The organism is Micromonospora rubida, from assembly GCF_009908295.1.
Taxonomy (GTDB): Bacteria; Actinomycetota; Actinomycetes; order Mycobacteriales; family Micromonosporaceae; genus Micromonospora; species Micromonospora rubida.
Genome location: NZ_JAAALO010000001.1, coordinates 825,990 through 845,319 on the forward strand (window position 1 = coordinate 825,990; position 19,330 = coordinate 845,319).

Below are 19,330 nucleotides of genomic sequence, written 5' to 3' on the forward strand. Positions count from 1 at the left end.
CCCTCCTCCCTGTTCTCCCCGCCCGTCGACCGGCCACGCCCTGCCCATCGGGTGGGGACGCGACCTCCGGACGCTTACCGCCGTCGGCCTACGAGGTCGTCTCGACCTCGTCCGACCAGGTGCCCCACGACTCGAGCTCGCGCAGTTCCAGATCGCTCAGCTCGGCGTTGTTGGGGTCGTCGTTCAGGAAATCTGCGGTCATGCAGTCGAACACGACAACCGGTCCCATTTTCCCTCCCCTCTGGTGCGTCGTACGGACGGGATATTCCGCCGCCCCGCGCCGTCAACGGCGCGTGGCGGGGCTGGTGAGGGTGAGCGGAATCTGGGTCCGTGCCCGCTTCGGCGCACCCTTGGCGGGCGGCGTGCGGTAAGCCGAGGGCTGCTGGCGCACGGCCAGCGCGATCACCTTGGTGCCCTCGATCATCACCCAGCGCCGCCGCTGCCAGGACTGCAGCAGCTCGAGCGTGGCCTCCCAGCGCGGCCCATCCCACCCTTGGGCCTGGAGGTCTCGGAAACGGGTGCCGCCGATCACCGCGCGGAACAGCCGGGCCTGGTCCCCGTTCAGGGTGACCCGCTGCTGCCGCAGGCCGGGGCGCCGGTCGTCGAGCACGACGCAGGCGAAGCCCAGCCGGTAGGTGAAGGAGGCGCCCTCGTGGCGGTTGCGCCACAGCCGGATGCGCGCGGCCAGGCGCCGGCGCAACTCGGCGTTGCGGGGGTCGTCGGTGAACTCCCCTTCGAAGTGGTAGGCGATGTTCCACAGGTCCGCCTCGGAGAGCTCCGGGTAGGCGAAGCGGTAGCCGGGGAACGGCTTGGTCAGCTCCAGGCCGTAGGAGCCCGGGGCCTCCACGTAGGGACTGAAGCGGTCGAAGCGGATCAGCGTGACGTGCGGCGGGGTCAGGTGCGACAGCGAGGCCACCAGGTCGAGCTGGGCCAGGATGGACGCCGGCGTCTCCCCGGGGTAGCCGGTGAGGATGTTCCAGTCCGCCCGCACGTCGTATTCGGCGCAGCCGAGCAGGAATCGCACGTTCAAGAAGGCGGTGGCCCCCTTGCGCAGCGCGCGCAGCCCTTCGGTGCTCAGACTCTCGACTCCCGGCTGCACCGATCGCACCCCGGACCGACGCATCCTGCGAATGTCCGCCCATTCCATGTTCGCCTTGACCTCGAAGAACAGGGAATGGTCCGAATGCAGTTCCTCGACGGCCGGGAGAGCCGTATCGAGGTAACCGAGGTCGAGAATGTTGTCGACCGCGAAGAAATCAAGCACGCCGTAGCGGTCCATCATGTGCCGGAGTTCACCCGCCACGGAATCGGGGTGCTTGCTGCGATAACGCATGGTGGCCCCGTTCAGGCCGCAGAAAGTGCAGTGCGTCTTCGCACCCCACCAGCACCCGCGGGAGAACTCCACCGGCAGCGATACCTCTGCGCCCAACCGGTCCAGACCGGCGGCCGACAACTGCTCGAAGAAACCGTCGTAGTTGGGCATCGGCACGGTGAGTTGGTCCGCGGGCACCAGCTCGGCGACCTCGACCACGGCATCGCCGCGGGCCACCAGCCGGCCCGCCGAGGCCAGCGGGCCGCCTGCGGCGACCTGGGTCAGCAGGACGGCGAACGCCTCCTCGCCGGGCCCGTCGACCACCGCGTCAACCGCCGGGAAGTTGGCGAGCAGGGCCCGGCCCATCGGGCCCTCGCAGTTGCTGCCGCCAAGCACGATCGGCCCTGCGTAGCCCGACTCGCGCAGCCGCTCGGCCACCGCCAGGGTGGCGCCGTTCTGGCTGAACATGCTGGTGAAGCCGACGACCTCGGGCTCGGCGGCCAGCAGCCGCTCGGTGGTCGCGGCCACGTGCCGGTCGGCCACCGCGCGCAGCGAGTCGATCAGGGTGATGGTGGCCTCGTCCACGCGCTTGGACCGCAGCAGGTCGAAGTACTCCGCGCGCTCCTCGGGCGCCGCACCGCGCCGGCTGAACACCCAGTCGCCGACCGACAGGTGGTACAGCCGCTCGGAAACCATTTCGTACGCCTGGGCCCAATCGTCGCCGGCCAGCCCAATCATTTTCGGGGCCATCGCGTAGAAGTCAAGGTAGGCGTAATGGGAATCCACCCGCCACCCTGCGGCCTCGGCCACCGAGCGCAGAATGCCGACTTGTATGGACGGCCGGGTAGCGCTGTTCCACGGCATTGATACGAGCGAGACTCTGCGCTGTTTGATGACCAATCACCGCCCCAGTCGATGTGGCACGCTGGGGTCCCATGTTCGCCACTACAGGCCGCGCTCGTCAAGTCTCAACCCGTGATTTCGGCACGCCCCTTCCAGAGTTGCGCGGCCCGTGGTGACCCATGAGTTCCAAGTTCCTTGGCGGGAGTTCACGTGATCCTTCACAAGGTTGACCGACGTCAATTGACCGATCAAGAACGCCGTGTGCTGCGGCAATGGAGCACCGCCCCGGACGTCGCACCCGCGCTGGCGCTGCGCGCCCGGATCGTCCTGGCGTGTGCGGACGGGGACACCAACGCCCGGGCCGCGCGGCGGCTGAAAGTTTCACGGGAGACCGTCCGCAAGTGGCGGGACCGCTTCGCCGCGCACCGCCTCGCTGGCCTCACGGACGAGCCCCGATCGGGCGCCCCGCGCACGATCGGCGACGACATCGTGCGCCGGGTGGTGACCGCGACCCTCGACCTGCCCGCCCCCACGGGCGGCCGGTGGACCACACGCTCGCTGGCCGCCTCGGTGGGCGTGTCGCAGACCGCGGTCTCGCGCATCTGGCGCGAGTTCGGCCTCTGCCCGGATCGGGTACGCACGTGGCGGCTGGTGGCCGATCCGGAGTTCGTGGCGCGCGTACGCGGCGTGGCCGGGGTGCACCTGGCGCACCGAGGGAGCGCGCTCGCCCTCGCGGTGGGGCACGCGGACGCCCCGACCCCCGTTCCACGGGGCGGGGGGAAGGCCCCGCCGGCGGTGGTCTCCGTGGCCGAGGGACCGGACTGGGCCGGGGACCTGCTGGGGTTCCTGACCGAGGTGAGCGCGACGGTCCCGTCAGGAGCGCTGCACGTACTCTGCGCGGACGAGTCCGTGCTGGGTGCGGGCCCGGTGCGGTGCTGGCTGGCCCGGCGCAGGCGGTTCCGCTGCCACGCCACGCCCGAGTGTGCCCCCTGGACGGTCCTGGCCGACCGGTGGCTCGTCAGGTCCGGGGACGTCGGCGCTCCCGGAGCGGCGGATCTCCGGGAGCGGGTTCGTGGGTGGGGCCGGGAAAGTGGGCAGCATCCGTCCGACGTGGACTATTTCCGTCGACTCAGGACACCCGATCGATGACGGAACGTCCGGATCTCCTTGCCGTGTGTAGTGAGCGTCGGTAGTATCGGGCCGCGGTGGCAGATCCACGCCAGCTGTGCCGCCACTTCCGGCTCCCCCCGACACACCCCGCCGCGACGCGGTGGCGGTAGGCCGCGCGCACCGGACCAAGGGATGTGGAATGAAGGTTTCGCTGACCGGAGCGGCGGAGACGACGCTCGCCACCCTGTGCGCGCGCGCCGTCGACGCCCGCTCACCGCACCCGATGCTCGGCGACCGCACCGCGGCCGAGATCCTGGACAGGCTGGACTACGACTTCTCCGGGCTGCGCATCCAGCCCGCCACGGCGATCGGCGTCGCCCTGCGTACGCGGTTCTTCGACCGCTGGACCCGGCGGTTCCTCGACGCCCATCGTGAGGCCACCGTGCTGCACCTGGGCTGCGGGCTCGACGGCCGGGTGCAGCGACTGGACCCGGGGCCGGGGGTGCGCTGGTTCGACGTCGACCAGCCCGAGGTCATCGAGCTGCGGGACCAGCTCTACCCCCCACGCCCGAACTCCCGCACGCTCGGCGCCTCGGTCGTCGAGGAGGGCTGGCTCGCGGAGATCCCGACCGACCGGCCGGTGCTCGTGCTGGGCGAGGGCCTGGCGATGTACCTCGGCGCCGATGACGGCCCACGGATGCTGCGCGCCGTCGTGGCGCGTTTCCCGCTCGGCGGGGAGATCGTCTTCGACTCGTACTCCCGGGCCACCGTGCGGATGAGCGGGCCGCTGCCGGTGATGCGCCAGACCGGCGCGCAGATGCGCTGGGGGGTCGACGACCCGCGCGAGGTGCCGCGCGAGGTGCCCGGCCTGCGGCTGGTCGAATCGGTCAAGGCGTACGACACCGCCGACCCGGGCGACCACCGGCGGCTGCCGTTGGGCCTCCGGCTGCGGCTGCTGCTCGACACCAGGGTGCTGGCGAAGCTGCCGATCTCCCGCGGCGTCGGGCACATCTCGCGCTTCGCCTTTCCCTGACGGGGCGGGGGCGGGCGCCGGCCCTGGACGGGCCGGCGCCCGTGCCGTCACTCGGCGGCCGAAGCGGTCTCCGCCGTGGGCTCCCGCTCACCCACGGGCGCCTCGTCGGCCCGCTGCCCGCCCGCCGGCGGCTCCAGCCGACGCAGGGCCGGCACCAGCAGGGCGAACGCGGCGACCACGCCCCAGGCGACGGCGAGCAGCACACCCGTCTCGCGCAGGCCGATCCCGCTGATCAGCAGGCCCGCCACCAGGGTGCCCACCGGCACGGCGGTCATGGTGGCGGCGTTCTGCAGACCCAGGACGCGGCCCCGGTAACGCTCGGGGATGCGCTCGGTCACCAGCACCAGGGCCAGGGCCTGCATGGGCCCCGCGCCGAAGCCGGCGAGGGCGGCGACGGCCAGCAGCACGGGGAGCGGCGGCAGCAGTGCCAGACCGACCGTGCCGAAGGCGGTGACCACCTGGGCGGCGACAAAGACCGCCCGCCGGGAGAGCCTGGCCCCGGCGATCGAGTACACGATCGACCCGCCGATGCCGCCCACCGCGAGGAAGGCGATCACCAGGCCGAACCCGCCGGGCGAGTCACGGGCGACCAGGTACACGGGGAGCAGGATGTTCTGCAGCGGCGCCAGGACGAGGACGCTGATCGTCACCACGAGCGTCATCGCGGCGAGCACCCGGTCACCGCCGAGGACGCGGAAGCCCTTGAGCAGCTCGGTGCGGACGCCGCCGCCCGCCTCGCCCGAGCCCCGGCCCAGCCGGGCGGGAAGCGTGGCCGTGGTCAGCGCCGCCGCCGCCGAGCAGACCGCGGTGATCCAGAGGACCGTGGTCGGGTCGAGGAGCACCAGCAGCCCGCCCGCGGCGGCCGGGCCGACGACCAGGACCACGCCGCTGACGCCCTCCCGCAGGCCGGCCAGCCGCTCCAGGCCGACCCCCGCCGCCGCGGCGACGTCGGGGGCCAGGGCCTCGCGGGCGGTCATGCCGGGCACGTCCAACAGCGCGCCCGCGACGCCGAGCACCATGAACCAGGCGACGGTGAGCCCCGAGACCTCGTCGACGAAGGGCACCGCGGCCACCGCCAGGGCCGAGGCGAAGTCCGCCCAGATCGACGTCCGGCGCCTGCCGAACCGGTCGATGACCAGCCCGCCGGCCACTGCGGCCACCAGCATGGGGAGCGCGCTCACCGCGGCGATCAGGCCGGCCGCGGCGGGATCCCCGGTGCGGACCAGCACGAGCCAGGGCAGGGCGATCGCGGCGATGGAGTTCCCCAGCAACGAAAGGGCGTGGGAGAGGAGATAACGGATCAACACCTCCCAGATTCTGCGGGATGCGGTTCACCCACGGCAGGTGGATATCGGGTTGTGTCGCGATCTGCGGGAACCCGGCGCGGACCGGGCCGACACCTCAGATACAGAACCGTATTAGGATATGGTGCTGTATTTGAACGCGCGTGGAGGAGGCCGCCATCGCCGCCAGACGGCTGCCCCGGGGCGGCCGGACGACCACCGCCCGCACCCCGATGTGGAGATCCCGCAGCCATGAGCAGTAACACCTACAAGGTCATCGTCCGCGGCAAGTTCGCCCCGCTCACCGAGGAGCAGCGCGCCTCGCTGCTCGCCCAGGCCGACGAGCACGACCTCTTCGCGGCCAGGTTCACCGGCGAGGGCACGGTGACCTACGAGCGACCCCTGCGCACCTTCACCTACCGCTGCCTCGTCCCCGTCACCCCCGACGACAGCGAGGCAGTCGTCTTCGGGAAGGCGGAGGAGGCCGCCACGGCCGCCGTCCGCCAGCTCGGCGCGGACAGCACCGACCTGCACTCGGTCTCCAGCGACCTCGAGGACATGCTCCGACGGCGGGCACGCTGACCCTGTCGGTGCGCGTCCCGGCGCCGTCGGGCCGCCGGGCACTCGTTGAAAGGATGCGAGCCATCTCATGACCCCTGAGGAATTCACCCTCCTGCTCTCCGAACCCACCCTGCGTCGGGTGTTCTGCGCGGTCGACCTGGGCGGGGCGACCCCCACGGAGATCCTCGCCGCCTCCGGTCTCGAAGCGTCGCAGGCCGCTCCGGCCATCGGGAAACTCCTCCGGGCCGGATTGTTCAGGCCCGACGGGCCCGGTCGCCTCGCCGTGAACGAGGAAACCGTCGCCGGGGCGGCGGCGGTGGCCACCCACCGGCAGGAGGAGCAGGCCGTCGCCGAGCAGCCAGACCCACGGCTGCGCGGCTTCGTCCGCGGGGGCGTCCTCGTACACCTGCCGGAGGACGACGCCGACGCCCGCCGAACCGTGCTGCGGCACGTCGCGGAGACGGCCTTCGCCCCCGGCGACGAGTACGACGAACGCTACGTCACCGATTGCCTGCGGCCCTGGTGCGCGGGTGGCGCGGTCGACGCCGTCTACCTGCGGCGCCTCCTCATCGACGGCGGCGTCCTGCGTCGGGACTCCGGCCGGTACGCGCTGGTCACCCCGGACGCCACCGCGACGACGCGGTGACGACGACCCGCCGGGCACGGTGACCCGGGCCGGCGCCGGGGGGGAGCGCTGGTGGGAGTGCTGGTGGGAGTCAGTGTGACGTCGCCACCCGGGCGGGGACCGGTCTCGGCCGCCGCGCGGCCTCCAGCACCGCGGCCTGGTACGGGGTGATGGTCGGCTCGGCGACCCGAGGGACAAGCGCCGCCCAGTTCGGCTCGCGACCGCAGGCGTAGAGCGTGCCGAGCGACGACAGCGCCGACCGGCGCTCCGCGTGCCTGCGGCCCGTGGAGAGCAGCCAGCCGGATCGGCCACCCCGTTCGAGGGTCTGCCGCACCGGGCTGAGCAGCACCGGATGCGCGCTGACCTCGACGAAGACCTCGTGGCCGGCATCGCTCAGGTTTCCGATCGCGGCGGCGAGCCGCACGGGTTCGCGGAGGTTCCGCATCCAGTAGGGGGCTCCGAGGGCCGTACCGGGCACCGGCTCGGCCGTCACGGTGGAGTACATCGGCAGGCGGGTCGGCGTCGGCGTCAGGGAGCGGAGCGAGCCGTGCAGGTCCACGCGCAACTCGTCGACGTAGTGGCTGTGCGAGGCGACGGTTCCGCTGATCACGCGACAGTAGACGTCCTGGCGGGAGAGGTCCTCGACGAGGGCGGCGAGGGAGTCGGCGTCGCCCGCCAGCACCGTCGACCGAGGGCTGTTCTCCCCGGCGACGGTGATCCGGCCCGCGCTGGCGTCGGCCACCGCGTGGGCCTGGGCCGGCGACAGTTCCGTGGTGGCCAGTGCCCCCTTACCCACGATCCGCCGGAGCAGCGCGCTGCGCCGGCAGGCGATCAGCGCGGCGTCCCGCAGGGAGAGCGCGCCGGCGGTGTGCGCGGCGGCGATCTCCCCCATGCTGTGGCCGACGACGGCGTCCGGGGTCACGCCCCAGCTGCGCCAGAGTGCCGTCAGGGCGATCTGCAGCGACACCATCGTCGGCTGGAGCACCTGGATCTCGTCCGTGCGGGACGCCGGCGGGTCCAGCCGTAGCTGGTCGACCACGGAGAAGTCGGCGAACTCGCGGACCTGCCGGTCGCAGCGGTACAGCGCCTCCCGGAAGACCGGCTCGGTGGCCAACAGCTCACGCCCCATCCCGTGCCACTGGGCACCCTGCCCGGCGAAGACGAAGACCAGTCCGGGACGCCGGGTGGTGACCTCCGCCGGGACGCGGTCGGCCGTACCGGCGGCGATCTCCGAGAGCTGCTGCGCGAGTTCGGCGTACGACTCGACGGCGACCGCGACCCGGTGCGGGCCGGCGGTACGGGTCGCGGCGTGGTGGCAGTACCGGACCAGCGGTGGCAGTGCCCGCCCGGCGCGGATCCGGTCGACGTGCGCGAGCAGCGTCGCGCGGAGCCGGTCGTCCGTGTCGGCGGCGACGGCGAAGAGCGTGCTACTCACGTCTCCTCCTCCCGGCCGCCCGGTGCGGCGACGGTGGGCCCGGTCGTCGCGGTCATTCGCATACGGCGATCTGGTGGCGGTAGCTCTCCATCGGCAGGCCGCTGATCCACGGCACGACGCCCAGCCTGTTCAGCGCCTTGATCGTGTTCGACGGCCGGTAGCCGGCGAACATGCCGCCGAACATGAGGATCTGGCTGTGCGCGACGATGTGCCGGGTCAGCCGGTTCATCCGTTGCTTCGCCAGCATCCTGCGGAAGTGGCTGTCCGGGGCCATCCGGCGGCGTACCCCGGCGCGGACCGCGTCGGAGATGTCCCGGTCGGCGATCCAGTTCAGACCGTCGATCTCCTTGGTGAGCCGGCGCATGGTGGCGTAACGCTGGTGCGTGAAGACGTCGATGTGGCTGAGCATGCCGCCCGGCCGCAGCACGCGCTTCACCTCGCGGAGGAACCTTCCGAGGTCGGGGTACGTGTGCGAGCTTTCTATGTTGACCAGCACGTCCACGGAGTCGTCCTCGAACGGCAGGTCCTCCGCGTCGCCGTGCACGAAGCGCAGTTGGTCGCCCCGGGAGAGCGTGGCGGTGGCCCGGGCGACCGCCTTCGGCGACAGGTCCAGGCCGATCATGCGCGCGTCCCGGTGGATCCTGGAGAGGAAGTTCAGGCCCTCGCCCGTACCGCAGCCGACCTCGAGGACGACGCGGCCGGCGTGCTCGGTCAGGTCGACGGGTAGGTCCCGGAGCGCGAGGAAGTAGAGCTGCTCGCTGAGGCCGTCCGTCCAGGGCTCGCCGAAGCCGGGGACCAGGGCGCGGATCTGTTCGGCGACCTCCGCGTCGTACATTCCCCAGTTCCACAGCTCGCCCCGTCCGGAGAGGGTGGCAGCCATGTCGTAGATGACGGCGCTGGCCGACTTCATCTCGGTGGCCTTGGCGCCGGGGCGCGGGGCGGTCGACTCGTCGAGATTGATCTCCGCCAGTCCGCTGGTGAACGCGGTCATGATCTCGGGGGTGCTGCTCATCTGCGCTCTCCGGGCAACGGGATGGAATCGATCATTCGCGGGACGGTGTTGCCAGGTAGCAGGCCGAAGCCGTCGGGCACCTCGGCGGGGTCGCAGCCGATCCGGACCGGCCGGTTCTCCGCGTCGACGAAGACGATGCTCGGCTCGTGCGAGCGGGCGCGCTCCTCGCTCATGGCCGCGTAGGAGATGATGATGACCAGGTCGCCCGGGTTGATGAGCCGGGCGGCGGCACCGTTGATGCCGATCATCCCGCTGTCGGGCTCCCCGGCGATGACGTAGGTGCTGAGGCGGGCACCGTTGTCGATGTCCACCACGTCGACCTTCTCGCCCGGCCACAGGTCGGCGGCGGCCATCAGCGTGGCGTCGATGGTGATCGAGCCGACGTAGTGCAGGTGGGCCTGCCGCACCCTGGCGCGGTGGATCTTGGACTTGAGCATCTCGCGGTAGAGCATGTTCTCCCCGTTCACCAGGTCACCATCAGCTCACCGATGCCGTAGATGATCATGTCGGCGCGGGTCGGGACCGCCTCGGCGGGAACGGCGAGACGCAGCCCCGGCAACCGACGGGCCAACGTCTCGAAGACGATCCGCAGCTCCAGCCGGGCCAACTGCTGACCGACGCACTGGTGGATGCCGTGGCCGAAGGCCAGGTGCGGCACCGGCTCGCGCGTGATGTCGAGGCGGTCCGGGTCCACGCAGAGCGCGGGATCGCGATTGGCCGCGCCCAGGGAGAGCGAGACCGCGTCCCCGGCCGCCAGGTGGTGCCCGCCGAACTCCATGTCCGCGCCCGCCGCGCGGATCGAACCCGCGTGCACGATCGTCAGGTACCGGAGCAGCTCCTCGACCACGTTCGGCGCCAGGGACGGGTCGGCGACGAGTGCCGCGTACTGGTCGGGGTGCTCCAGCAGTGCGAACGTACCCAGGCCGATCATGTTCGCGCTGGTGTCGTAGCCGGCCACCAGGAGCACGCTGCCGACCGTGACGAGTTCCTCGTCGGTGAGTTCACCGGTGGCGGCCAGCGTGCCCAGCAGGTCATCGGTGGGTTCGGCACGCCTGGTGTTGACCAGCCCGAACAGCAGCCCGCCGATGTTCTGCCAGGCTCCGATGGCCTCCTCAGCGCTGGAGTGCACGGTGAACAGCGACGTGATGGCCTTGCCGAACAGCTCGCGCTGCTCGGCCGGCACGCCGAGGATCTCGCAGATCGCCAGCGCGGCCGTCGGCTCCGCGAACGTCGACACGAGGTCGACCGGGCCGCCCTGCGCGATCATCGCGTCGAGGTGTGCCTCGACGACCTCCGTCAGCCAGGGCTCCAGGATCCGGGTGCGCCGCGTCGAGAACCACGCGGCCACCTCCCGGCGGAACCGGGTGTGCTCCGGCGGGTCCATGGCCGTAAACATGCCCGGTGCCACCTCGGTGCGGTCCCCCGCCATCGGCAGCGGAATGGGTGAGCGCAGCAGGTCACCCCGCGAGCTCAGGCCGCGGTCGGCGAGCAGCCGGCGGACCTCGTCGTAGCCGGTGACCAGCCAGCCGACGTGCCCGTCCGGGAAGACCATGCGCGCCACCGGGTGCTCTCGGCGCAGTTCGGCCAGCTCCGGGGCCGGGTCGAACGGGCAGCGGCCCCGACTCATCGGTAGACCGTCGACGGTGGGAACGGTGTCGGTCATCGACCTTCCTCCTCAGGTACCGGGTGGACCGGGAGCCGCCGCCCCGAAGGCAGGCGGCGCGGCGGGATCTCGGACGGATCAGCGGCGAGCCGCACCCCGGGGAATCGTTCGGACAGGATGCTCGGTGCGCTCAGCGCGCTCTCGCGGACGCGGACGGGATCGGGGACGCGGACAGGATCGGGATCGGGATCGGGGAAAGATGTCTCGGTCATCCAGTCGGGCCTCGTTTCCAGCTCGGGGCGGGCGGCGGATCAGGCGGCCGTACCCACGATCACGGCGGCTTCGGCCATCAGCAGGTCGGCCAGGTCGTCGACGTGCCGGTCGCGCCACGCGCGCAGGGGCGTGTGCCGCAGCCAGTGGTTGGCGGCACCCAACGCCGGCCCGCAGGGAATCTGGTAGTCGGCGACGCGACCCGGCGTTCCCTCGATCGCCCACCTGCCGGCCTGCGCGCAGTACCAGCGGAAGACCAGGGCCATCCGTCGCTTGGGGTCCAGCGGCGGCTCGGCCGGGCCGGCGATCCGGGCGTAGACCTCGTCGAACGGCGTACCGAGGTAGGTGGTCTCCACCTTCGACCGGGTCGCGGCGGGCACCGCCTCCCACGAGTCGTGGTTGCGCCACAGGTCGTGCAGCCTGCCGGCGCGGGCGTGGAAGAGCACGCCCCGCTTGAGCACCCGCGCCCGGCCGCCCAACTCGAAGAGGGGGCCGTACGGCGCGTACGCGGTGTCCTGCACGTCCGCCTCCTGGAGCAGGTCCTTGGCGGCGGCGCTGATCCCGCTCTCGACCGTGCAGAGGTTGATCGAGCCGGTGAGCACGAAGTCGGCGCCGAGGACGAACGAGGCCGCGACCGACTCCGGCGAGCCGATGCCGCCCCCCGCCCCGATCCGGACCGCCCCGGCGACTCCCCCCAGTTGCGCCCGGAGCCGGCGCACCGCCGGCAGCAGCGCCCAGAGGACGCCCAGGTCGGAGTAGTCACCCGAGTCACCGACCGCGCAGACGTCGTCGGCCAGCGCGATCCGCTCACCGGCGGCGGCCTCCTCTGCGGTGAGCAGGCCCTCGGCGACCAGCCGGCGCACGAGCGCGCTGGGCGCCGGGGAGAGGAACAGTCGCGCGATGTCCGGTCGGGTCACCTTGGCCAGCAGCTTGCGGGGCGCGTCGACCGTGCCGTCCGCGCGAATCCGGGCGCCGGTCAGCCGGTGCCGGACCAGGGCGGCCGAGACCTCGACGTGGGTGGCCGCCTCCACGAACCGGACGTCCTGGCGGACCAGCACGTCCACCAGGTCGGCCTCGGCCTGCGGATCGAACGGGTCGTGTGTGACGTTGACCCCGAACGGCGCGTCCGCCGGAAGGCGGTCGCGGATCCGGGCGACGGCCGTGGCCACCTCCGGGGCGGAGAGTCCGGCGGCGCCGAAGTACGCCAGCACGCCCGCACCCGCCATCCGGGTGACCAGGTCCACCGAGCCGACGGCGTGGCGCATGCCGCCGGCGGCGTAGGCGAGGCGGACCCCGTAGTCACGGCGGAACGCCTCCGATCCGAGGGTCTCCGGCGACCTCCCGGTGTTCGGCCTCTCGGCGGGCGTGGGCTCCCGCCGGTCCGGCGACGCGAGGGCTCCGACGGTCGTCGCCGGGAGCGGGGTGGCCTCGGTCCGGATCCGGTTGACGAGCTTCGTCAGCACCTGCCCCGGGCCCAGTTCCCGCACCTGGAACTCGCCCAGACCCATGAGCAGCCGGACGCTGTCGGTCCACCGGACCGGAGAGACGATCTGGCGACGCAGCATGCCGGCCACGTCGCCGGGTTGGTAGGGCCTGGCGTCGACGTTGCCGATCACCGGGATCTTGGGCGTCGCGAACGTGGTGGCGTCGAGCAGCTTCCCGAACCGCTCGGCGGCCGAGGCCATGTAGCGGCTGTGGAACGGGGCGCTGACGTTCAGCGGGGCGCAGCGCGCCCCCGCCGCCTTGAACAGCGGCAGCGCGCGGTTGACCGCCTCCACCGGACCGGCGATCACCGTCTGGGTCGGTGCGTTGTAGTTCGCGACGTCGATCTCGGCGAGGCCGTGCTCCCGGAGCACCTGCTCGACAAGCGCGGCGTCGACCCCGGAGACCGCGGCCATCGTGCCGCCGGTGACCTGGCCCATCAGCCGGCCGCGCTCGGCGACCAGACGCAGCCCGGTCTCGAAGTCGAACACGCCGGCCGCGAAGAGCGCGGCGAACTCGCCCAGGCTGTGCCCGAGGAGGTAGTCCGGCAGGCGGCCACCTTCCTGCAGGGTCGCCAGCCAGGTGAGCGCCTCGACGACGTACAGCGCCGGTTGGGTGTACCGGGTGTCGCGCAGGTTCCGGCCCGGGTCCACCAGGCACAGCTCCCGGATCGAGTAGCCGAGCAGCGCGTCGGCGCGGGCGACGAGGTCCGGGAACCGGTCGAACAGCTCCCGGCCCATGCCCTTGGCCTGGGCGCCCTGCCCGGGAAAGACGTGGACGTCGAGGACGACGGGGCTGACGGCGGGACGGTCCAGGCTCGCCGGTGGAGCAGTCACGAGGTCCACCTCGGTTCGTCGTGCCGGAGCGGCGATGGTGGCCCGCGCGTCGAGGACAGCCTGGTAGAGCACCTCGTCCCGGGCGTACGGGGAGAGCAGCGGCAGGACGCGGGACCTGCCACCCGGCGGCAGCGCCGCCCGGACCAGGTTGGCCACCGACCCGGACGGCCCCAGGTCGAGGAAGAGCAGATCGTCCCGCGCCAGCAGCGGCGCCAACGCCCTGGTCAGGTCGAACGGCTGCCGCAGCACCTGCCACAGGTGCGCCGCGTCCGGCAGGTGCACGGCCCCGCCGGTGGTGCCGGAGATCAACGGAACCGCGGCGGGCCGCGCGGTCAGGTCGCTCACCAGTTCCTTGAACGCGCCCTCCACCGGGTCGATCAGCGGCGAGTGGAACGGGTACGGGACCGGGAGCCGCTGGCAGAGCGTGCCCGCGGCGGTGAGGTGGCGCTCGATCCGGTCCAGGTCCCCGGCCGTCCCGGCCAGCACGAAGTTCGTCGGCGAGTTGACCGCGGCCACGTGGGCCGGGGCGAGGACCGGATCCCGCCGCGCGAGCTCGACATCGGCGAGGACCGCGAGCATGCCGCCCCGGGGGCACTCCGCTTCGATCAGGGCCACCTGCCGCAGGAGGGAGCGCAGGCAGTCGCGCGGGTCGAACACCCCCGCGACGGCCGCCGCCGCGACCTCACCCAGGCTCGCGCCGAGCACCGACGCCGGTACGAACCCCTGCGCCCGCAGCATCTCGGCGAGCGCGTACTCGACCATGAAGATCGCCGGCTGGCTGAGCGACAGCCGCGTCATCGGCGGCACGGGGCCCTGGGTCTCCCGGTGGACGGCCGCGACCACCGAGTCGCCACGGACCTCGCGCACCACCGCGTCGAGTGAGTCCAGGGTGTCCCGGAACACCGGGTCGGCGCCGTACAGCCACCGCCCCATGCCGTGGTACTGGGAGCCCTGACCCGGGAACAGGAAGACCGGCGTGAGCATGATCAGGCAGTTCGCAGGGCCGACACGAGGAGCTTGTGGCCGGTGGGCAGCCTCGCCATGGACTCGACGGTGAACCCGCCCTCGGCCAACGCCTCGCGCAGGCGCGTCTCGTCCAGGCCGAGGGTGCCCTCGTCGCAGGCCACCGCCTGGAACATCGCCCGCCAGCCGTCGAGGTCCGTCTCCACCAACGGCTCCACGACGAGCAGCCGGGCGCCGTCCGGGCTCTTGGCCATGGCGGCGGCGACGCTGCGCAGGATGCGGACGCAGTTGTCGTACGTCCAGTCGTGCAGCACGTTCTTCAGCACGTAGCGGTCGGCGCCCGCGGGCACCTCGTCGAAGAAGTCGGTCGGGGCGTAGGTGATCCGGTCGAGGACAGCGGGGTCGGCGACCCGCGCCAGGATGCCCGGGCCCCGCTCGCAGACGTCGGCCCGGTCGGCCACGACGCCCCCGATCCGGGGATGGGCCGCCATGATGCCGGGCAGCAGGCCGCCGCTGCCGCCGCCCACGTCGACGATCGTCGTCACATCGGTGAAGTCGTGCTCGGCGAGCAGGCACGCGGCGATCGGCCCGGCCAGGTCGACCATGCCCTTGTCGAACAGCTCGGCGGTGTCGGGGTGGGCGTCCAGGTACTCGTAGAGCGACATCCCGTAGAGCTCCTTGAACCCGGACCGGCCGGTCCTGACCGTGTGCATCATCCCGGCCATCGCGTCGTCGTACAGCTCGGCGGCGAGGATGGCGAAGTGCCGCTGGGTGAACGGGTGGTCCGCGCGCAGCGGCGCGTACGCCTCGGTGAGCCGGAACTCGTCCCCGACCCGCTCCAGCACACCGGGCACCGTGAGCATCTGGAGCAGGCGGTGGAGCACCTCCGGGTGGGTCCCGGTGCGCTCGGCCAGCTCCGCAGCCGTCATCGACTTGCCGTCCAGGATGTCCGCGATCTCCAGGCGCGCGGCGACGGCCATCGCCCGGGCGAACCAGCCGCCTACGGCCAGCTTGAGGATTTCCATGATGGGTCCCTTCCGATGTCGGGTCAGACGTGCCGGTGCAGCCGGGCTGCCAGTGCGGCGGGCGTCGGGTTCTCGAAGACGTCGGTCAGCGCCAGCCGGACACCGGTGGTGTCCCGGATCCGCTGGGCGAGGGTGGCCGCCAGCAGCGAGTGGCCGCCGTTGGCGAAGAAGTGCGACCCGACGTCCACGTCGGAGCGACCGAGCAGCTCGGCGAAGAACGAGACGAGCGTCGCGGTCAGGCCGTCGGCGTCGGCGTCGCCCGCGTCGCCGCCGACGGTGGGGCCGTGGTGACCGGCGGCGAGTTCGGCCAGGGCCAGGTAGTCGACCTTGTCGCTGCCGGTCCGGGGGAACGCGTCCAGGGCGATGAAGCGGTGCGGCACCACCGACCGGGGTAGCTGCCGGTGCGCGTGGTCCCAGAGTTCGTCGACGGCCTCAGGCCGGCCCGGCACCCGGACGAAGGCGGCGAGGGTGCCGTCCGCGCCGGCGTCACCGACGACGACCACGGCCGCCGCCTCGACGTCGGGGTGCCCCAGCAGGACGGCCTCCACCTCGGCCAGTTCGATCCGGTTGCCGCGCAGCTTGACCTGCCGGTCCAGCCGGCCGTACAGGTCGATTCGGCCGTCGGGCCGCCAGCGGGCCACGTCCCCCGAGCGGTAGAACCGCCCGTGATCGGCGTCCGCCCCGAAACGATCGGCGGTCAGCTCCGGTCGCCCGTGGTAGCCCTGCGCGACGCCGATCCCGGCGACGCAGAGTTCGCCGCGCAGGCCGACCGGAAGTGGTCTTCCGTGCGGGTCCGCGATGAAGATCTGGGTGTTGGCGACCGGGCCACCGACGTCCACCCGCCCGTCCGGGTCGGCCGCCACCCGTCCGGCGGTCGCCCAGATCGTGCTCTCCGTCGGCCCGTACACGTTCCACAGCTCGGCGCCGGCCGCCAGCAGGGTGGCCGCCAGCTCCGCCGGCAGCGGCTCGCCGCCGCTGAGCAGGGTGCGCCCGGCCAGCACCTCGGCGGCCTCCGGGGCGACCAGCCGCCACGTGGTGGGGGTGGCCTGCAACAGGCCGATGTCGTGGGCCCGGACGGCGGCGGCCAGCAGCCTGCCGTCCGTGCGGGCCTCGTCCGGCAGGACCACCGTGTGCCCGCCGTGCAGCAGCGGCATCATCAGTTCCAGCGTCGAGGTGTCGAAGCTGTAGGTGCTCAGCCACCCGGTCGGCCGGGCCGAGTCGGTCAGCCCGAACCGGTCGGCGTAGTCGACGATGTGGTTGACCAGGCTGCCGTGCCGGATCGGGATGCCCTTGGGCTTGCCGGTCGACCCGGAGGTGTAGATCAGGTACGCGAGCTGATCGGGTTCGACCGCCGACGCGGCGGCGGCGTCGACCGGGAGCGGGGACACGGCCTCCCAGTCGGTGGCGGGGACGGCGCGCCGGCCCGGCGGAGCCGTGATCCCCGCACCGACGACCACCGTCCGAGCGCCCCCGTCGTCGAGCTGGTGGGCGAGCCGCTCCGCCGGATGGTTCGGGTCGAGCGGCAGGTAGGCCGCGCCGGCGAGCCAGGTGCCGAGGACCGCCGCCGCCAGCGCCGCGCCGCGTGGCACGAGCAGGGCGACGACGTCACCCCGGCGTACGCCGGCCGCGGCGAGCCGGTCGGCGGTGTCCCGAGCGGCGGACCAGAGCGCGCCGTACGTCACCGTACGGTCGCCGTCGCGCACCGCCACAGCGCCGGGCCCCGCCGCCGCCCGGCGGACGAAGCCGGCGAGCACCGAGGGAAGGTCCACGGCACGGGTCGTCGCGTTGGCGGCTTCGACGACCGCGCGGTCCCGGGCCGACCAGGTCGGCAGCGCCGCGATCGGGGCGTCCGGATCGGCCCCCGCCGCGACCAGCAGGGCGTCGTAGCGGCGGACCATGAACTCGACGTCGGAGCGCTCGAGCACCCCGGTGTAGAAGACCGCCCGCACGGTCGCGCTGTCCTGGTCGGAGGTGACGAAGAACTCCAGGTCGAACTGGCTGAACCCGTTCTCGACCACGATCAGCTCCGCCGGGTCGCCGGCGACGGTGAACGCGCGCTGGCTCGCCGCGAAGGGCACGTAGTTGAAGACGTGCTTGAACAGCACGTTGCGCCAGCCGGGGCCGTCCCGCTCGACCACCCCGAGCAGCTCGTCGGCGGGCACGTCCAGGTGCGCCATCGCCTCCAGGAACGTCCGCCTGGCCAGGCCGGTCAGGTCCCGGAAGGTCGCGGAACGGTCGATCAGCAGGCGCAACGTGAGCAGGTTGCTGTGGTAACCGACCGCCTCCATCGCCTCCCGGGGGCGGGAGTTGACCGGTGAGCCGATGGTCAGGTCCGGGCCGGCTCCGTGCGCGGCGAGCAGGACCGCGTAGGCGGTGAGGAGGACGACCGACTCCGGCGCTCTCAGCTCGCGTCGCAGGCGCCGGACCACGGCGTGGGCCTCGGCCGACAGGACGTGCGTGACCTCGTCGCCGGCCAGCGTGGTGACCGGTTGTTCCGTCCGCTCACACCAGAGCTGCGAGCCGGACGAGCGGAAGCCGGCCATGGCGTCGCGCCAGAATTGCCGGCTCTCCTGCGACGGCTCCGGCTCGTGCCACGCGGGGACCTCGGGGCGTTCCGGACGCTCCCCGGCGACCACCGCCTCGTAGAGGGCAACGAACTCGGCGCGCAGGATCGCCGTCGACTGCACGTCCGACACGGCGTGGTGCAGGGCCAGACAGAGGACGTCGCTGTCGGGTCCGTGCAGCAGCAGCGCGCGGACGAGCGGACTCCCGTCCGGGGTGAACGGCCTGGCCACGAAGGCCGTCAGCGCGGCCCGCTCGTCGCCGCGCAGCTCGGACTCCGCCAGGTCGACGGCCACCGCCGGCAGCACTGCCCTGGTGAGCACCGCGTCCTCCCGGTGGAACACCGTGCGCAGCGCCTCGAAGCGGCCCAGCAGCAGCCGCAGGGCCTCCCCGGCGGCGGCCGGGTCGAGCCGGCCGGCAATCCGGAACGCCAGCGACAGGTTGTTCGCTCCGCTGCCCGGGACCAGGTCGTCGAGGAGCCAGAGGGCGGTCTCCTTGCGGCTGGGGCGGACTGGGGTGATCGAGGCGTCGAGGCTCACGGGCGGGTCCTCGACGAGGTGGCCAGCAGGCCGGCCACGGTCTCGGCGACCGAGGGGGTCCGCAGCAGGTCCCGGTGCTCGACCTCGAAGCGGCGCTCGTCGGCGACCTCGATGGGCGCCACGCCCGGGGCGGTGCGCATCCGGTTCAGGCCGCTCCGGGGGCTGCCGGACGTGATCACCGTAGCCCGGGCCCATCCCGGTCTGGGGTCGAGACCGGCGGCCACGCCGAGGTACGCCATGAACGAACCGACCAGGGTGACCAGCTCACCCGCGTAGTCCTCATCGAGCCCGGCCCGACCCAGCGCGGCCGTGCCGACCGGCGTGAACACCGCGTAGAGGTCGGCCGCGAACTCGGCGGGGCCGATGCCGGGCCGGGCGGCGAGCCGCTCCGCCGTGGCGGAGAGCCCGGTCGCCTCGTCGGCGGTCAGCACGCTGGTCATGTTGCCGACCACCCGTCCGAACTGCAGGTGGACGGTGGGCACGTCGACCATCTCCGGGTCGAAGACCACCACCCGGGGGGCGTGGGGTCCCCGCGCGGCGATCTTCTCCGCCAGCACGCCGGCGAAGACGGAGCCGACGCAGTAGCCCAGCACCGCCCGTACCGTGCGCCCGCTGGCGGCGACCTCGGCGAGCCACGGCTCCAGGTAGTCGTCGCCGGAGGTTGTCGCGGCCGGGTCGCGCACCGGCGCGACCGTCTGCCACAGCGCGCAGTCCAGGTTCAGGCCCGGCGCCAGGTCGACGAATCCACCCTCGTTGCGGCCGGTCACCGGGAAATCCGCGGCGAGCACGACATCCGTGTCCGTTCCTGCGTCGTGCACGACGCTCCATACCGCAGG

The 19,330-nt window shown here is 72.7% G+C and carries 15 protein-coding genes; 4 read left to right on the forward strand and 11 right to left on the reverse strand.

What is annotated here, in order from left to right; translation table 11 throughout:
• Positions 1-88: 88 nt before the first annotated feature.
• Positions 89-229: a bottromycin family RiPP peptide gene (gene botA / locus GVV04_RS03430; RefSeq protein WP_161684290.1), complete on the reverse strand. Its 141-nt coding sequence runs from the start codon at positions 227-229 to the stop codon at positions 89-91.
• 54 nt (positions 230-283) lie between these two features.
• On the reverse strand, positions 284-2,212 hold the full coding sequence (locus GVV04_RS03435; RefSeq protein WP_407938747.1) for a RiPP maturation radical SAM C-methyltransferase: 1,929 nt from the start codon (positions 2,210-2,212) through the stop codon (positions 284-286).
• Positions 2,213-2,416: 204 nt separating this feature from the next.
• On the opposite strand from GVV04_RS03435, the gene GVV04_RS03440 reads away from it, so the two are divergent.
• Both GVV04_RS03440 and GVV04_RS03445 read left to right on the forward strand, forming a co-directional pair.
• The gene (locus GVV04_RS03440; RefSeq protein WP_161684294.1) at positions 2,417-3,304 is read left to right on the forward strand and encodes a helix-turn-helix domain-containing protein; all 888 of its coding nucleotides are present in this window, start codon (positions 2,417-2,419) and stop codon (positions 3,302-3,304) included.
• 160 nt (positions 3,305-3,464) lie between these two features.
• Positions 3,465-4,298 carry a class I SAM-dependent methyltransferase gene (locus GVV04_RS03445; RefSeq protein WP_161684296.1) on the forward strand — a complete coding sequence of 278 codons (834 nt, stop codon included), beginning with the start codon at positions 3,465-3,467 and terminating at the stop codon, positions 4,296-4,298.
• A 47-nt stretch (positions 4,299-4,345) separates the two neighbouring features.
• On the opposite strand, the gene GVV04_RS03450 is transcribed toward GVV04_RS03445, so the two are convergent.
• On the reverse strand, positions 4,346-5,605 hold the full coding sequence (locus GVV04_RS03450) for an MFS transporter (RefSeq protein ID WP_161684298.1): 1,260 nt from the start codon (positions 5,603-5,605) through the stop codon (positions 4,346-4,348).
• A gap of 228 nt (positions 5,606-5,833) precedes the next feature.
• Here GVV04_RS03450 and GVV04_RS03455 point away from each other — a divergent pair, with 228 nt between their 5' ends.
• Positions 5,834-6,163, forward strand: a complete 330-nt coding sequence (locus tag GVV04_RS03455) for a DUF6204 family protein (RefSeq protein WP_161684300.1) — start codon at positions 5,834-5,836, stop codon at positions 6,161-6,163.
• A gap of 67 nt (positions 6,164-6,230) precedes the next feature.
• On the forward strand, positions 6,231-6,788 hold the full coding sequence (locus GVV04_RS03460; protein WP_161684302.1) for a DUF2087 domain-containing protein: 558 nt from the start codon (positions 6,231-6,233) through the stop codon (positions 6,786-6,788).
• Positions 6,789-6,858: 70 nt separating this feature from the next.
• Here GVV04_RS03460 and GVV04_RS03465 read toward each other — a convergent pair whose 3' ends face one another.
• The 8 genes from GVV04_RS03465 to GVV04_RS34280 form a co-directional block, all read right to left on the reverse strand.
• Positions 6,859-8,202, reverse strand: coding sequence for an acyltransferase domain-containing protein (locus GVV04_RS03465; protein WP_161684304.1), 1,344 nt, complete (start codon positions 8,200-8,202; stop codon positions 6,859-6,861).
• Between the two features lie 52 nt (positions 8,203-8,254).
• Positions 8,255-9,214: a class I SAM-dependent methyltransferase gene (locus tag GVV04_RS03470; RefSeq protein ID WP_161684306.1), complete on the reverse strand. Its 960-nt coding sequence runs from the start codon at positions 9,212-9,214 to the stop codon at positions 8,255-8,257.
• A complete protein-coding gene (gene panD, locus GVV04_RS03475) occupies positions 9,211-9,666 on the reverse strand; it encodes an aspartate 1-decarboxylase (RefSeq protein ID WP_161684685.1) in 456 nt (151 codons plus the stop codon). Before panD ends, GVV04_RS03470 begins: the two co-directional genes overlap by 4 nt.
• An 11-nt stretch (positions 9,667-9,677) precedes the next feature.
• A complete protein-coding gene (locus tag GVV04_RS03480) occupies positions 9,678-10,877 on the reverse strand; it encodes a cytochrome P450 (RefSeq protein WP_161684308.1) in 1,200 nt (399 codons plus the stop codon).
• 251 nt (positions 10,878-11,128) lie between these two features.
• Entirely contained in the window at positions 11,129-14,389 is a 3,261-nt protein-coding gene (gene fabD, locus GVV04_RS03485) for an ACP S-malonyltransferase (RefSeq protein ID WP_161684310.1), read from the reverse strand.
• 2 nt (positions 14,390-14,391) lie between these two features.
• Positions 14,392-15,393: a methyltransferase gene (locus GVV04_RS03490; protein WP_161684312.1), complete on the reverse strand. Its 1,002-nt coding sequence runs from the start codon at positions 15,391-15,393 to the stop codon at positions 14,392-14,394.
• A gap of 23 nt (positions 15,394-15,416) precedes the next feature.
• Positions 15,417-18,494: a non-ribosomal peptide synthetase gene (locus tag GVV04_RS03495; RefSeq protein ID WP_161684314.1), complete on the reverse strand. Its 3,078-nt coding sequence runs from the start codon at positions 18,492-18,494 to the stop codon at positions 15,417-15,419.
• A complete protein-coding gene (locus GVV04_RS34280; RefSeq protein WP_161684316.1) occupies positions 18,491-19,312 on the reverse strand; it encodes a hypothetical protein in 822 nt (273 codons plus the stop codon). The genes GVV04_RS03495 and GVV04_RS34280 overlap by 4 nt, the downstream gene beginning before the upstream one ends.
• Positions 19,313-19,330 lie beyond the last annotated feature (18 nt).